This is a genomic window from Actinomadura sp. K4S16 (genome assembly GCF_008327685.1).
GTDB lineage: Bacteria > Actinomycetota > Actinomycetes > Streptosporangiales > Streptosporangiaceae > Spirillospora.
This window is the reverse complement of the sequence record NZ_BDDE01000010.1, coordinates 26,254-41,746: the sequence shown is the minus strand read 5'-3', so window position 1 is coordinate 41,746 and position 15,493 is coordinate 26,254. Positions and strand designations below refer to the sequence as shown.

Annotated in this window: 10 protein-coding genes; 5 read left to right on the top strand and 5 right to left on the bottom strand. The window is 69.2% G+C overall.

The window, feature by feature from the left end:
- Positions 1-32 precede the first annotated feature (32 nt).
- Together K4S16_RS00975 and K4S16_RS00970 are read left to right on the top strand one after the other, a co-directional pair.
- Entirely contained in the window at positions 33-827 is a 795-nt protein-coding gene (locus K4S16_RS00975; protein WP_149256902.1) for a maleate cis-trans isomerase, read from the top strand.
- Positions 827-2,068, top strand: coding sequence for an alpha/beta hydrolase (locus K4S16_RS00970; protein ID WP_149256901.1), 1,242 nt, complete (start codon positions 827-829; stop codon positions 2,066-2,068). Before K4S16_RS00975 ends, K4S16_RS00970 begins: the two co-directional genes overlap by 1 nt.
- A 164-nt stretch (positions 2,069-2,232) precedes the next feature.
- Here K4S16_RS00970 and K4S16_RS00965 read toward each other — a convergent pair whose 3' ends face one another.
- The gene (locus tag K4S16_RS00965; protein WP_149256900.1) at positions 2,233-2,832 is read right to left on the bottom strand and encodes a TetR/AcrR family transcriptional regulator; all 600 of its coding nucleotides are present in this window, start codon (positions 2,830-2,832) and stop codon (positions 2,233-2,235) included.
- Positions 2,833-2,944: 112 nt separating this feature from the next.
- Between K4S16_RS00965 and K4S16_RS00960 the strand changes: the two genes are divergently transcribed.
- Both K4S16_RS00960 and K4S16_RS00955 read left to right on the top strand, forming a co-directional pair.
- Positions 2,945-3,586: a DsbA family protein gene (locus K4S16_RS00960; protein WP_160160829.1), complete on the top strand. Its 642-nt coding sequence runs from the start codon at positions 2,945-2,947 to the stop codon at positions 3,584-3,586.
- Between the two features lie 300 nt (positions 3,587-3,886).
- Positions 3,887-4,786, top strand: a complete 900-nt coding sequence (locus K4S16_RS00955) for a hypothetical protein (protein ID WP_149256898.1) — start codon at positions 3,887-3,889, stop codon at positions 4,784-4,786.
- Between the two features lie 57 nt (positions 4,787-4,843).
- Here the strand turns inward: K4S16_RS00955 and K4S16_RS00950 are convergent, their stop codons facing one another.
- The 3 genes from K4S16_RS00950 to K4S16_RS00940 all read right to left on the bottom strand — a co-directional run bounded on the left by K4S16_RS00950 (position 4,844) and on the right by K4S16_RS00940 (position 10,683).
- The gene (locus tag K4S16_RS00950; protein ID WP_160160828.1) at positions 4,844-5,752 is read right to left on the bottom strand and encodes a DUF4231 domain-containing protein; all 909 of its coding nucleotides are present in this window, start codon (positions 5,750-5,752) and stop codon (positions 4,844-4,846) included.
- Positions 5,749-7,641, bottom strand: coding sequence for a TRAFs-binding domain-containing protein (locus K4S16_RS00945; protein ID WP_149256897.1), 1,893 nt, complete (start codon positions 7,639-7,641; stop codon positions 5,749-5,751). Before K4S16_RS00945 ends, K4S16_RS00950 begins: the two co-directional genes overlap by 4 nt.
- A gap of 243 nt (positions 7,642-7,884) precedes the next feature.
- On the bottom strand, positions 7,885-10,683 hold the full coding sequence (locus tag K4S16_RS00940; RefSeq protein ID WP_149256896.1) for a TIR domain-containing protein: 2,799 nt from the start codon (positions 10,681-10,683) through the stop codon (positions 7,885-7,887).
- A gap of 204 nt (positions 10,684-10,887) precedes the next feature.
- On the opposite strand from K4S16_RS00940, the gene K4S16_RS00935 reads away from it, so the two are divergent.
- Positions 10,888-13,923: a WD40 repeat domain-containing protein gene (locus tag K4S16_RS00935; RefSeq protein WP_149256895.1), complete on the top strand. Its 3,036-nt coding sequence runs from the start codon at positions 10,888-10,890 to the stop codon at positions 13,921-13,923.
- 485 nt (positions 13,924-14,408) lie between these two features.
- On the opposite strand, the gene K4S16_RS00930 is transcribed toward K4S16_RS00935, so the two are convergent.
- On the bottom strand, positions 14,409-14,831 hold the full coding sequence (locus K4S16_RS00930) for a hypothetical protein (RefSeq protein ID WP_149256894.1): 423 nt from the start codon (positions 14,829-14,831) through the stop codon (positions 14,409-14,411).
- Positions 14,832-15,493 lie beyond the last annotated feature (662 nt).

The window sequence follows — 15,493 nt, the reverse complement described above, 5'->3', positions numbered from 1 at the left end:
CAGTTCGAACGTCTGAGGGGTGAGGAGCAACGATGAGCAGACCGACGGCCGCGGGCCAGAGGGCCCACTACCGGATCGGGCTGGTGGTGCCCAGTTCGAACATCACCGTGGAGACCGAGATGCCGGCGCTGCTCCAGCGGCACCGCGACGCGACGTTCTCCTTCCACTCGACCCGGATGCGGATGCACACGGTGTCGCCGGAGGAGCTCCGCGCGATGAACGCCCAGCGCGGCCGCTGCGTCGATGAGATCGGCGACGCTGGTGTCGACGCGATTCTGTACGCCTGCCTCGTCGCACTGATGGCGCAGGGACACACGGACGGCATCGCCGAGCACATCACGGCCGAACAAGCGGTGCGGGATCAGCTCGCCGAACGCGGCCTCGCCCCGCGGGTCACGTCCAGTGCCGGTGCCCTCGTCCACGCGCTGCGGGCCACCGGCGCGACCCGGGTCGCCGTGGTGATGCCGTACCTCCGGCCGGTCGCGGAACAGGTCGTCGCCTACCTTGAGGCGGAAGGCGTCACGGTCGCCGACTGGCGGGCACTGGAGGTCGGAGACAACACCGAGGTCGGCTGCATCCCGGGCGACAGGGTGCTCGGCGCGGCGCGCTCGCTGGATCTGAGCCGAGCGGACGCACTGATCATCTCGGCGTGCGTGCAGATGCCATCGCTGCCGCTCGTCCAGGCCGCCGAGGACGAGTTCGGGCTTCCCGTGCTCTCCGCCGCGACCGCGGGCGCGTTCACCCTGCTCGAGGAACTGGGTCTCCCGGTCGACCTGCCGGGCGCGGGGCGGCTGCTCAATCGCGACGCGACGCTGGGTGCCGTCTGATGGCCGCCGCGACCAGGAAGAATCCGGGTCTCAACGTCGACTGGCATCCGGCCTCCCTGCCCACGGGCACCGGCATCCTCCAACGGACCGCCGTGACGGCCGACGGCAACGCGGCGAAGGGCACGCTGTACACGCCGACGGGTCGCGAGCCGCGTGAAACGACCGTCGTCGTACTGATGCACCCGCGGGTGGACTTCTCCCGCCATTACCTGATCCCGGCGCTGATCGAGGCCGGTCACGCGGTGTTCGCCCAGCAGGCCCGGGACGCGGGCAACGACCTGCGCCTGATCCATGAGCAGACGTTGCTGGATCTGGCCGCCGGCCTGGCATGGCTCCACGGCGTGGGCTTCCGGCGAACGGTCGGGCTCGGCAACTCCGGGGGCGGCGGACTCCTGACCTACTACGTTCAGCAGTCGCTGCGTGCGCCGGAGAACCGGGTCGCCAGGACCCCGGCCGGACGGCCCAGCGCGCTCGACAAGGCGGTCCTGCCCGAACTAGACGCGTTGGCCTACCTCGCCCCGCATCCAGGACAGGGCCCTCTCCTCGCGCGGTGCATCGACCCGTCGGTCACCGACGAGGAGGACGCGTTCTCCGTCGACCCCGCGCTCGATCCCTTCGCCGAGGAGAACGGGTACCGGCCGGCCCCGGAGAGCTCGGCCTACACCCCGGAGTTCGTGACCCGCTACCGCGCGGCCCAGTTGGCGCGGATCGCCCGGATCGACGAGAAGGCACGGGCATGCGTCGCGGACGCCGCGGCCGCCCGCGCGGCGGTCAAGCGCGGGGACGGAACCGCCGAGGACCGCAGACGCGCGGGCACCGCACGGCTGATCACGGTGTGGCGCACGGACGCCGACCTGCGCGCGATGGATCAGAGCCTGGACAAGTCCGACCGCGCCTACGGTTCGGTCTACGGCGCCGACCCGGAAAAGACGAACTACGGCATCACCGGGTTCGGTCGGCTCGCCACCCCTGACGCATGGCTGTCGACCTGGTCCGCGCTGTCGTCCAACGCGACGATCGAGAAGGCCGGTCTGGAGATGGTCCTGCCGACCCTGCTCGTCACCTACACCGCCGACAACTGCGTCTTCCCGAGCGACTTCGAAGGCATCGTCGCGGCCATCGGCAGCTCGGACAAGCATGTCGCCGGCATCGCCGCGGACCACTACGGCAACCCCGTCGGCGGCGGTGCGCGGGACGGCGCGGTCGCGCTCCTGGACCCGTGGATCCGTGAGCTGAGCTGATGGTCACCGGTGGTTCGCGCTGTGCGTGATGAGGAACGAGTCCGGCGCGCCGACCGACCGTTCCTGCCGCATCAGCGACTCGCCATGGAGACCGCGCTGTGCACCGCCGTCCTCAGATGGAGGTGGTTTCGGCAGCGCAGGGGCGGCGGGAACCGGTGGGCCTGCTACCGGGTGGCTTTGTCGGCCGATGGGGCGAGCCCGGTGAACGCGAGGTCGACTATGGCGTTGATGTGGTCGGTGTCGGCTATGCGCGGGGTGAGCAGCCGGCGGTAGTAGGCGGCGCCGTAGAGCAGCTCGGTGACGAGGACCGGGTCGGCGTCGGAGCGGATCTGGCCTTCGCGCTGCGCCGTCCTTATGCGTTCGGCGGCGGCGCCCGCCAGGTGACCGATGAAGTTGTCCCAAAGGGCCCGATGGAGGTCGGGGTCGTGTTGGGCTTCGCCGATCAGTGCGCGGTAATGCGGAAAGACGTCCGGGTCTCCGAGGATGCGAGAGGCCGCCGCCATCTGTGCCTTGATGTCGGCGATGAAGTCACCGGTATCGGGGAAGGTCGCGTCCATCTTCCATGTGGACAGCAGGCCGTCCAGCAGCACGGCGGCCTTGGACGGCCACCAGCGGTAGATGGTGTTCTTGCCGACGCCGGCGCGGGCGGCGATGCCCTCGATGCTGAGTTTCCGGTACCCGACCTCCTGGCACAGGTCCATCGCGGCCTTGATGACGGCGTTGGCGGCCTCTTCACTTCGGCGCTCGGGACGTCTGGGTGACATGCGGACAGCATAGCCCTCAGGCGGCACGGAACGTTCCGTATTGACGAGAGTCCCGCCGCCGGGCATGCTGAGGCGACACGGAACGATCCGTGCCGTCTCAGAAGGACGACCCATGAAAGTTGAGTTCACCCACGACATCGCCTGCGTGTGGTCGGCGCTCGGCTACGCCCGCTTCCAGCGGGCCGCCGAGGAGCACCGGGCGGGTGGCGGCGAACTGGAAGTCGTCTTCAGGCCGTACCAGACGTCGGGCTCGTCAGCGGGAACGTCGCCGGGCTCCGGCCCTATCCAACTCGTCCCCGCCGTACGGGTCGAGCAGATCGCACGGGCAGCGGCGGTCGACGGCCTGGTGGTGGACCTCGACCGGATCGTGCCCGCCCACACCGCCCACGCGCACCGGCTCATCGCGCTGGCGGCCGCGCAGGGCGTCGCCGAGGACATGGCCGCGCGCCTTTACCGCGCCTACTTCAGTGACGGTATGGACATCGGTGACGCGAACGTGCTGCGAGGCTTGGCGTCCGCGATCGGCGTCAGATGGAACGGTGAGAGCGAGGGCGAGCGGCCCCGCGCGGAACCTGTGCGGTCCGCTCGCGCGACTGGCCCGCGAGTGCCGGTCTTCCGGTTTCCGGACGGGACCGTCCTCGTCGGAGCCGTGTCACTCGCCGCGCTGCGGAGCGAGCTGAGGCAGGCCGACCAAACGCATCGACGCGGTCGGCCATCTCCCGACCGCACGCCGACCGCAGAACCAGCGCTCTGACCGACGCCGCACACAGAGGCGCGAAGGCCAACCATGCTCTTGATATGAGCCTGTCCGATGGATCATCCGAGCTCTGGGCCACCTGCCGCGCCGTGGGCGGCCTTCAGGCCGGAGATCGCATCACTGGGAGAAGAACCAGGCGTGGGGCTACCTCGGCGGCAGGCCGGGGGGTGACGGCGTATCCGTACTGTCGGGCGAGCATATTGATCATTATTCGAACGCGACGCGTGGCGGGAAGGGGAGCGGGTTCCAGAACCTGGCCGTATTTCCCAACGAATACGGTCCGCCTCAGGCAGGACTGTGCGGGCGGACAAGCAGGCAGCGCCTGGAAAACGGCTGGCAGCCCCGATAGAAGAGGTCTCACCACAAGCACTCGGGGTCAATATCCGCCAGGCCGTCCGCCGCGGCGCCCTCACCCTCGTCCCCGACCTGATTGCCGCCATCGGCAGTTACATCGATGTCGCCGACCAGCGCGTCCGCTCGTATCGGGACCAAGCCGCTGGCGAAGTCCTACACGCCGCAACCCACCGTCAGCAGAGTTCATACACGCGACACCAGGTGATGGATTACGCCTCACGGCGCCCAAACCGTATCCCCACCGGGCAAGCGTGGTCGTGCCGTTGGCCGTACAGTTTGAAGCCGGGCAAAAAGCCCGGCGGCACCGGAAGTGGGTACGCCGTGATCGTCGTGTACGGAGGGCGCCGTCCGTCGGAGTCCCAGGGGCAACTGCCGGCCGACTGCCTGCCCGCTGTCGAGGAACGCCTCGACGGCCTACTCGCCGACCTGCAGCCTCGGCTCGCCGTCGGCTCGGCCGCCGCCGGCACCGACCTCCTCGCCGCCGCGTCCGCCCTGAGGGCCGGGGCCGCTGTCGAACTTCTCGTCACCTCCGACACCGACGAATTCGTCGCCGCGTCCGTGGCGGACAAGGGAGCCGAATGGACGGATCGTTACCACGTCCTCACCGCCGCGCCGCGAAGCGAAGTGATCGAGCAACCCGGCCTCGGCACCGACGACGACGGGTTCGGAGAAATGGTGCGCCGCATCCTCGCCCATGCCGAGGAGGCTCGGCGCGATGGAGAGGGACTCACCGTCGTGATCGTCAGTGCGGGCCGCCGGCCGGGGCGTGACCACAGCGAGGACATGGCGGACATCGCCGCCCGCCGCGGCCACCGCGTCGTCCGCGTCGACCCTCGGGGCTAGAGCCACCCCAGATCGCGTCCCCGCATCAGGGCCTGCGTCCGATTCATCGGCCTCGGATCAGCCGGGGTCGGTGGAGCGGCTGGCGCGCCACATCGTGTGCTCGCGGCTGATGGCCTCCTCGGCGTCGGAGACCTCGGCGGCCCACACCGCTTCCTCCTGGACGTCGCTCAGCCGGGAGTGTGTGATGGCCAGCTCGTTCGCCGCGAAGGCGTAGGCGCGTTCGAGGGAGGCGTGCTGCTTGACCGCCAGCCACGCGGCGGCGGAGCCGACGAGAGCGGCGCAGATGCCGGCGAGGTCTACGGAGAACACGTCGAACGCGCGCAGGACGGCGGTGAGGATCCCCGAACCCTCGGCGGTGACCAGAACGATGCGCCAGAGGCCGGCTCGCCGCCTGTTGTACTCGGACTTGCTCGCGTACCAATTGCGCTGATCTTCGATGCGCCCGGCCAGGTAGGCCTCCCTGCGCTCGTGGAAGGGCCGGGACCGCATGGCCTGGAGCTGCTCGCTCACGGCGGCTTCGGTGGTGGCGGCGATGCTCGTGCTCGGCGCGTCGTGGAGGAGTTCGGCGAGCTGGTCGCGGTAGTAGGCGCGGACGTCCTCCTCGGCGCTCGCGGCGCCGATTCTGAAGGGGGAGGCCCCGACCGCGTAGCGCCATGCCAGGGTCTTCGCCGACTCGGCGACCGCCCGGCCGTCGTACCACTGCGCTTCAGGCCGCCGGAACGCCAGGTAGAGCTCCAAGCAGGCGACCGCGGCGAAGGCCACCGCTCCGGCGATCGCCATCACGTCCACGGGGCCGCCCCCGATCCGGAGGCTGAACGCAGCGGAGACCGCGGCGACGACCGCGAGGACGAGGCGGGTCTTGGTGGCGCGGAGGAAGGCCCTCTGGCCCTGGAGCGACAGGCGGTCGGCGGACCGGTAGAGGGCGGGGAACGCGCTGTCGGGCAGCGCGGGCGGGTGAGCGGTCAAGCGTCGGCCTCCGGGACGAGTGCGAGCAGTCGGTCGATCACCTCGGGCGGGTCGCCCGCCCTGCGGAAGAACTCGAGTTGGCGGCGCATGGACTTGCGCTGCTCGCCGTTGGCGCCGCGGGCGGCCGCCGCGTAGTGCCCGATCGCTTCGGTGAGGAGGTCCTGTTCTGGTTCCTCTGCGAGGAGGTGGCGGTGCAGCGCGAGTTCGCCGAGCGTCGCCCGGAGCCAGCCGCTGTCCGGCGCCTCCGAGCTGTTCTTCACGGCGAACCGGACGACGGGAACGATCTCCTTGACCTCCTCGAGATCCTCCGCGCTGCCGAAGTGCTGCCCGCGCAGGCGTAACAGGGCGATCAGGTTGATGCCGGGGTAGTAGTTCGCCGGATCGGCCATCAGGCCTTTCCGGTAGGCGCTGATCGCCTTCTCCATGTGGGATTCCATGGACCCGCCCGCCTGCAGGGTCTGCTTGGCGGCGCTGCCCAGGAGGCTGAGCGTTTCCGCGGACTGCGGGTACCGCTCGTCGAGCGTGGTGAGCAGCTTCACGGCCCGCAGCAGGTTCTGCAGACGTTCGGCCTCGTCGGCGGCAACGCGATGGATCAGCGTGAGCGCGAATCGCTGCTGCAGGATGATGTCCGTGAGATCCGTGTCCGCGCTCGCCAGCGGCTCGAGCGAAGCGGCTGCCTTCTCGTAGTTGCCGAGAGTGAGGTAGGCGAGGCCTACCTGCCGGTGCAAGGTGCGTCGACTCGCGTCCGGAAGGTCTGTCTCCTCGATGCGGTCGGACACCGCGGCCAGCCGGTCCTCGGCACGTAGGTCGGACGCGATCGAGATCTCCTCGACGAGATCCGCCATGGCCTCCGCGGACGCCACTTCGCGCTCCTCTGCCCTCTTGGGCAGGACGACCTCGCGCAGTCCTGGTAAGGCCACGAAGACCGGGCTGGTCAGGTCGCCCGGGCGTGACCTGGCCAGAGCTTCGCGCACGGTGCGGATGCCCATGATCGCGTCCCGCTCCGGAACCTCGCGAAGCCTGCGGCGGTACCGGTGCACCGGCATGTGATCGACGTCGAACGGGGGGAGAGTGCCCTCCGGGGCGACGAGCAGGCTGCCATGGGGACGCCAGGCGTGCCGGACGCCCAGCTCCCACAGCACGTTGGCATTGAGCGTCGCGAGATCCGCCACGAACAGGTCGGAGGTCGCGATCTCTCTCAGCATCGTGAGGTCGATGGACTCCCGGCCGAGTTCGTATCCAGCGCGGAAAGGTCGGTATCCGCGGTCGACGAGGGCCGGCACGATAATGCGAAACCATGTCTCATCGGACTCGTAGCCCTTCATGGGCGGCGCGGCCTCTGTCCTGCTCCCGTAAGGCATGGCAACGAAGGCGACCGGGAGCCTGTGCTTCGCCACGGTCGGATCCAGGCGCAGCACGAGATGGCCGTTCAGCTCGGCGAGCTTGGCCAGAAGCGCGGCGGGATCATTTTCGTCATCATTCGCGGATCCCACGTCGAGGACCACTAATTCTTCCTCTTCGTCGAGGGAGTCGTGGGCCTTCTTCAGTATCGGACGTGCGAGGAGGGTGGGCTCCGCGTCGTCCGAGAAGGCGGCCGATATCCGGACGACCTCGGTTCGCCTGGCGGTAGCGAGGTCGTAAAAGGGCTTCGGCACGTCCTTCGGGCCGGCCGGTCCGCTCCCGGCGGCCGGCGTGAGCAACTGGACGGGGACGTCGGCACGGACGGCCGCTTCTGCCGGCAGCGGATCGGCACCCGCGAGGGCCGGGCCGATGGCAAGGCGGGGATGCAGCCCACGGAAGATGAGTTGCAGGGAGTCCAGCGCATGCTGCCTGGCCCCGGGGGGAAACGCGGCTTGAGCGATGTGACGGGCAGTGAATGCGATGATCATTATAACGAGTTCCGTCGTCGCCCTTCTCGTTCCACAATGTAACCACCGGTCTCCCTTAACCGACACCAGGTGGCCGCCATCGGTCGAGAGCGGGTATGGGCGGTTTCTCGTGTTCCGGGAGGCGGGTGGTGCACGGATCCACGAGCAAACGAGATCAGTCTCGGAGCGCGCCTGGGCGGCCGGCGGCCGTGTCGGGAGAGCCGCCGTCCGGTCTGAGGGCCGATCACACCGCCCTGCGAAGCTTCATGGGCACAGCTCCCTGAAGGGCAACCCGGATGCATATTGCCGCCATTCCTTCTTAGTGAGGGAACGACCGGCGCGGGCGCACAGTTGGGCCTCTTGGTCGACTGTGTCGCGCACGTCCCAGATCGTCGGAACGCCCTTTCGGTCGATCGTCGTGAGCCGGCGGCCGTCGGAACTGAACTGCAGGTCGCCGGCGGGGGCGGACGCCGTGGGCAGCGGCGCACCGATGAGGCTCTGGCTGGCGGCGTCCCACAGCCAGGCGGCGCCGTCGATGCCGGCGGCCACCAAGGTTCGGCCGTCCGGGCTGAACCTGACCGTATAGACGTGCGCGACCGGCCCCGTCAGTTCCGCGTTCACCGAACGATGCTGATCGGTGCTCCACAGACGCACCTTCCCGTCCTGCCCGCCGGCGGCAAGCATCCTGCCGGTCGCGTCGAAGGCAACGGAGTAGGCGCGCTGCACATGACCGGCGAAGGGCTTGCCCACGATTTCTCGCGTGCGCGGATCCCACAGCCGGACGGTGGAATCGTCGCTGCTGAGAGCAAGGACGCGGCCGTCCGGGCTGTACGCGACGCCGGTGATGACACCGAAGTCCCCGTTGATCGACGCTGGGCCGGTGGGTCTTCGCGCACCGACGTCCCAGATGAGAAGCGAACCGTCTCGAACGGCGACGGCGAGGTACCTCCCACCGGGGCTGAACGCGGCGTCCACGATGACGGGGACGTCCCGGTCGAACACCGTTCCGCGCAGGGCGAAGGTCCGGGCGTCCCACAACTGGAGCGCGCCCCCGCTCGCGATGGCCAGAACGCCGCCGTCCGGACTGGTCAGCGCGAAACCGGGAGCCTTGCGAGTGGCGGTGCGCACCGAGCCCAGTAGCCGGCCCGACGCCACGTCCCGCGTTTGCACGGTCCCCCTGCTGTCGCTCGTGACCAGCACCCGCGCATGGTCGACAAACGAGATCGCGCGGTGGCCGTGCGCCATGTACGGCTGCGCCAATGGACGGTGGAGCGAAGCGTCCCAGAGGCGGACGGTGCCATCGCCGCAGACGGTAGCCAGAAGCCGCCCGTCCGGAGAGACGGCCACCGCGCGGATGTCCCGGCTGTGTCCGGCAAGCGGTGACTCGACCGGACGTCGCGTCGCCACGTCCCACAGTTGCGCGGTGCCGTCGGCGCTCGCGCTCGCCATCGTTCGGCCGTTGGGGCTGAACACCACACCGGTGACCCCCTTCTTGTGAGCGGCCACACCCCCCAGCAGGCGCTGGGTCGAGGCATCCCACAACTGGACGGTGCCGTCGGCGCTCCCCGTGGCGACGATCGTGCCATTGGGCGAAACAGCGGCGGAGGAGTACCCACTCCCTGGGAGCCCGCGCGGCCCGCCGCCGGCTGAGGTGTCCGAAATACGGGCCCTGGTGTCCTGGTCCACGGTGACCAGGACACGCCCGTTGGCGCTGACAGCCATGGTGTGGGGACCCGACGGGTGAAAGCTTCCGGTAGCCGCCCTGTGCGCCGGGTACTCGGCGATCTGCTCGCGGTCGTTCACGGACCACTTCCGGACAGTGCCGCCGCTGGTGCTGAACAAGGTTTCGCCGTCGGCGTCGAACGCGAGACCGCTCACCATCGTGCCGTCAAGCCGAGGGAAGGTGCTCACCAGCCGCCGCTCATGCCAGGACCACAGCCGGATGCGTCCGTCGGCGTCACCTGTGGCCAGAGTCCGGCCGTCCGGGCTGAACGCCACGGAATCGATCTGGGTGTCCTCGCGCAGCGGCCTCTCGAGCTGGCGGTGGCTGCGCACGTCCCACAAACGGACCGTCATGTCGATGCCGCTGGAGGCGAAGACCCGCCCGTCCGTGCTGAAAGCACCCGACCACAGTGAGTTGGGAAGGCCCTTCAGAGCGCCTTTCAGCATGTCGGCCGGCAACACGCCCACGCCGCGCCGGTCCATCGCGCGGATCATTCCCGCGCGGGAGCCGTCGGATGGAGCCGTCCGCCAGGCGGCCACACTGAGCAGTTGTGACAGTTCGGGGTTGTGATCGGCGATCTGGTCGGCACGCTCGGTCAGTTCCTGGGCCGTCTTGAGGCGCGCCTGCGCGTCGGCCCGCCGCCTTTCCTCGTCGACGTTCGCGAGCGCGACGACGGTGACGGCGAGCAGGCACACGATGACGGCGACGGCTGCCAGGACGAGCCTGAAAGCCCGGCGTCGGGCGCGCAGGTCCGCGCTGTGGAGTTCCTCTTTGGGCCTGCCGTGCAGAGGGGCAGCGAGGTCGGCGACGCACTCGAGCAGCTGCGGCGCCCGCCATGTCGTCGGCGTGCCGGCCGCACGGATGCCTCGAAGGTCCAGGTACCGGGGCTCGCCGGTGTACTTCTCCTGCAGGAAAGGGCTCAGGCAGTTCGTTCGGTCAGCGGCGAAGCGTGACGAATCCGCGTCCCACGCAATCCCGCCCGCGGTGACGACGATCAGCACGCGCTCGATTCCATGGGTTTCCAGGAAGTTCTTCAGCTCCCAGTCCACCCATGGCGATGCGGCGGATTCCGGGCCGGCCAGCAGAATGAAGAAGCGGGATCTGTCGAGAGCAGGACGGATCTCGGCCCTCATGTTCGCGGTCGCCGACATCGACGTGTCGTCGAGGAATACGTGCAGGGCGCGCCGTCCGTACCACGGTGCGGTGAAGCGGTGCAGGCCTTGCTTGAGCAGCAGAGCGAGCCATTGATCGGCTTCTTGGTTGTAGGAGAGGAAGGCGTCGTAGTCGTAACGGCGCGGCGCGCCGGATGTCCCGGTAATGTTCTCGCGATAGAACGTCATCTGGTCCTGCAGTCGGCGTCGTCGTTCTTCCGGCCAGCATCGTCAACCGACGGTATGCCCACTGACAGGTGTCCGTGCGACCTCTCGGCGTCACGCGACCGGTAGTGGCCTGACGTTCGGCGGCTCGGCATTCTGTCGCGGAAACTTCCGCGTGGCTGGGCGCGGTGCGAATGCGGCCATGTGTGGCCAAGATCCAGGTCCGTTATGTCCAAGTCCGGCTGGCTAGCCTATTCACAGTCAGAGCTTGCGGTGATGCGCTTGTCTTCTGCGGTGAACGTCATGCGCGGGCGGCATCGGTATGGAGGCCTGTGCATGACGCTTCATGAGAGACCGGCACGTCACTCCGAGAAAGTCGGATTCGACGCCTTTATCTCGTACGCACGGGGGGACGAGGCGATCGCCGCCGAGTTCCAGCGTGCTCTCGCGCGTTTCGCGAAATCCTGGTACCGGCTGCGGGCATTGCGGATCTTTCGTGATCGTGCCGTGCTCACGACCGGGCCGCGGCTGCGCGAGACCCTGCACGATGGTCTGCGCCTGAGCCGTTCGCTCATCCTGCTCGCGTCGCCCGCGGCGGCGGCGTCCGAGTGGGTCGACGAGGAGGTCAGGTTCTGGCGGACGGCGAAGCCGTCGGGGACGGTCTTCCTCCTCGTCGTCGAGGGCCGGATCGGGTGGGATCCGGTGCGCGGCGACTTCGCCCCCGGCCGGACCGATTGCCTTCCTCCCGCCGCCTACGGTCTGTTCCGTGAGGAGCCCTCGTGGGGCGACCTGCGCGGTATCGGTATCGAGGAACTTCGCGCCTCGCCCCGTTTCGTCGATGCGGTCGTCGACGTAGCCGCGCCGCTGCACGGCCGTAGCAAGGACGAGATGTTCGGCGAGGACGTGCGGCAGCATCGCCGGGTCCGCCAGATCGTCACCGGAACGGTGGCCGTCCTCGCCGTCATCACCGCCTTCGCGGTCACGGCCGCCATAGTCGCCGTGCATCAGCGGAACACGGCGGAGCGCCGTGCGGCCATCGCCGAATCGCGGGAACTGGCCATGCGCGCGACCAACACCTACTCTTCGGACCCCCATGCGGGATCGGAACTAGCTGTGCGAGCGGTGCGGCGCTACAAGACCGCCGAGGCCGTGGAGGCATTGCGGACCGGGCTGGGCCTGAACCATCAGCGCGCCGCCCTGCGCAGTGCCAGGGGGGCGATGTCGGCCGTCGCGATCTCGTCGGACGGATCCGAGGTCGCGGCCGGCTCAGAAGGCGGCGAGGTGCGCCTCTGGCGGCCGGGAGAGCGCGGTCAGGGCAGGCGGTTGCTCACCAGGCCTTCGGCCGTCACGGCACTGGGCTTCGCACCGGTCGGCCGGCGACTCGTGATCGGCGACGGCGGCGGAGTGGTCCTGGTCGACGTCCGGACCGGCGCCGCGATCGAGCTCCGCGGACACACTGCCGGGCCGGTGCGGACCGCGGAGTTCAACCCGGACGGATCCCGGGTCCTGACGACCTCCGATGACGAGACCGCCCGGCTCTGGGACGGCCGTACGGGGCGTCTTCTCGGGAGCTTCCGGGACAGTGCCGCCTATCTGGACGCGCCCCACTTCAGCCGCCGACGCGGCCTGTTCGTCACCCGCACCGATGACCAGGCGGTCGTTCGCACGGTGCGGTCTGGAACGCAGGTGGCCGCCCTCGACCACGGTGCGGCGGTGGCGGCGGCCACCTTCAGCCCTGACGGAACACGCCTGGTGACCGGCGGTTTCGACGACACGGCCAAGCTCTGGGACGTGCGGAGCGGACGGCGGATCGCCTCGCTCGCCGGTCACCGTGAGGCGGTGCGGAGCGTGGCCTTCAGCCCCGACGGCTCCCTGGTCGCCACGGCCGCGCACGCCACGCGGGTGGATTCCGATTTCACCGCTCGCGTGTGGGCGGCCGATGACGGACGTCCGGTGGCGACACTGCGGGGGCACACCGCTGCGATCCGGCGAGTGACCTTCCTTGACGGCGTCCGGGTGCTCACCGCCTCCTACGACGGCACGGCCCGGATCTGGGAGGCGCGCACCGGTGAGCAGAGGGAGAGTCTCATCGGCCACGGCCAGACCCTCTGGGACGCTGTGTCGGATTCGGCGGGCCGCACCGTGGCGACGGCGGGCCAGGACGGGACCGTCCGCGTCTGGGACGCCGGGGCGGGCGAGCCGCAACTGACGGTGCCGCTCCTCAACGCCTCCGACGCCGGTGTGCTCGGCGGTGGCCTGCTCGCAGTCGTCGCGGACCGAGAGGCGCGCATCGTCCGGCTGAGCGATGGGCGCACGGTGTCGTCATTGAGGCTGCCCGGAACGCATGGGCCGCTGCTGCGCGTCGCTCCTGACGGGAGACGCGTCGGCATCGACGCCAACGGCTTCGTCACGTCCTACGACCGGGGCACGGGCCGCTGGGGACCGAGCATCACCGCCGAGGAGAACTTCTACAGCCTCGATGCGTGCAACCGCGATGTCAGCAGAACTCTGGTGTTGCGTCCCCGGCCTGCGGCACCGCAGATACGCGGACTGACGGGCCGACGCACGGCGGTGACCCTGCGGATGCCACTCACCACGTGGGTGACGTCCGTGGCCTTCAGTCCCGACGACCGCTACCTGGCACTGGCGACCACCGACGGGGTCTTGAGGGTCTTCGACACCGGCACCGGCGCCGAACTGCGGCGGCTGACCCTGGCGGACAAGGCCTTCACCATGGTGTTCAGCCCCGACTCCGCAGCGCTCGCCGTCGGCGGCGGCTCCGACCTCGAGAACAACTCGCGGAACACCGACGGCCGCCTCTACGACGTCCCCAGCGGGCGGCTCCGGGCGACGTTCAAAGGCCATACTCAGGCCATCCGCGCCATGTCGTTCAGCCCGGACGGCAGGGCCCTCGTGACCGCCGCCCAGGACGACACCGCCCGAATCTGGGACGCGCGCACCGGCCGGGAGTTGCATGAGCTGCGCGGCCACACCGGCGAGGTCTGGGCGGCGGAGTTCAGCCCGAATGGTGAGTTCGTCGTCACCGCGGGAGGGGATCGCACCGCGCGGGTCTGGCGTGTCTCGACCGGGCAGCCTGTCGCTGTTCTCCGAGGCCCCGGCGACAGCGTCGGGTCTGTGCATTTCGACGGCGGCGGCACGCGGGTCGTCGCTACGAGCAGCGACGGCGTACGGGTCTTTGCCAGCGATCTGTTCGGTGACGCCGATGCCCTGCTCGCCGCAGCGCGGAGACAGGGGATCGAATGAGCGACCGGGCCTTGCGAGGGCGGGCCCCGGTCACCTGATCATTCCCGGCGGCCGCATGCCGGGTAGCCGGCCTCTGCCCCCGTTGCGCCCACGGGCGCATCGTCGCCAGCGGCACACGACTGCGCCGCTGGGCTGGATGGCGCCCTACTGACGACGAACTGACACCCATGGCTCAACTGTGCAGCCTTCAGAAGCGTCAGGCCTACCGACCTGGCCGACGCTGCCACGACATACCGGCTGGGCGGGCGGCAGACTCTGACCGGGCGGGAGGCGGTCAAATGGCGGGCAGATCCACGTCCACTTTCCGGACTGGGACTCCAGCGAACAGAACGCGCCGACCCATCTGGCTCCGCTCCTGCACTAGGCCGAGGCCGAAGGACTGATCACGGGACGGCGCTGGACGACCTGGCTGAGAGCGAGGCAATCCACAGTTGGTGGCCCGGTGAGTACGAGGCCGAGACCGCCGCATTCGGCGGCCAGGACCGCTAAGCCACGCCGCTGCCCCAGCGGCAGTTGGCGCGGTTGTCGCCCCAGTACTCGCAGACCTTGACGAAGACGGATTTCCCGTCGGCGAAGTAGTTGGTCGCCCAAGAACGGCATTGGCCGTCGTGGGATGGATCCTGGAAGTAGTACCAGACGACGGCGTCGGGATCGAGCGGGTCGTTGCCCTCGACGTACGCCTCGATTCCCCGGCCGTCGGTCAGGTTGTCGCACACGGTGATCTTCTCGTACGAGGGGTATCCCGAAAGATCCGCATCGAAGAACACCGCGCCGCTGTGGGTTTCCGTGTACAGCCAGCCGACGTTCTCCGGGTCCGCGGCGGCCGCCGGCGATGCGGCTCCGAAAACCAGTCCCGCCACGGCCGCCGCCAGGCACAATGGACGCGCGAATCGCGATACAGAGCGCATGCGGAAATCTCCGATCCGGTCACTTCGGCCACGACCGACGTGACCGGATCGCATGCTATTGAACAAGATCGACTTCTGTCCACGGCCGCCAGGCGAGGGCGCTGGGCCGGAGCTGAAAGACCACGGTCACCAGGTGGTGTTTGCCTGGTGTGTGGAGCCAGACCTTGAAGAAGCGCCGAGGTCCTGCCCGGAAATCTTTCGGCGAGCACTTCGTAGTCCTCGGTGGTGCCGTTGCCGTACTTCCTGTTCGTCGGCCAAATGCGGGTCAGGCGTCATGACCCGCTAGTCACCGACCTTGTGCTGGAGCATCTGCAGCGCCGCGCTCCCGCGGAGGCAGATCGAGCGGTGGAACATCTGATCGCGGCCCGGGTCGGCGGTCATGACGTATCAGAACGCGGTCCGTCCCGGCGGCATGGGCGGCGGGTCGGCGTAGATCTGCTCGAACGCGGACTGCGCGGATTGGCCGCCGTGCTTCTCCGTCCGGTACTTCTCCGTCCAGAGCGTGTAGCCCTCGTTCAGCCAGACGTCCTTCTCGCGGGCGGGGGTGACGCTGCGTCTCGGCCCAGCGCGTCGGCGAGCCGCGCATCCACACCGCGTTGTGCATCGGACGCACCAGACCGATCGCCGCGATGCTTGCCGACACCGCCGAAAGCGACGTGCGC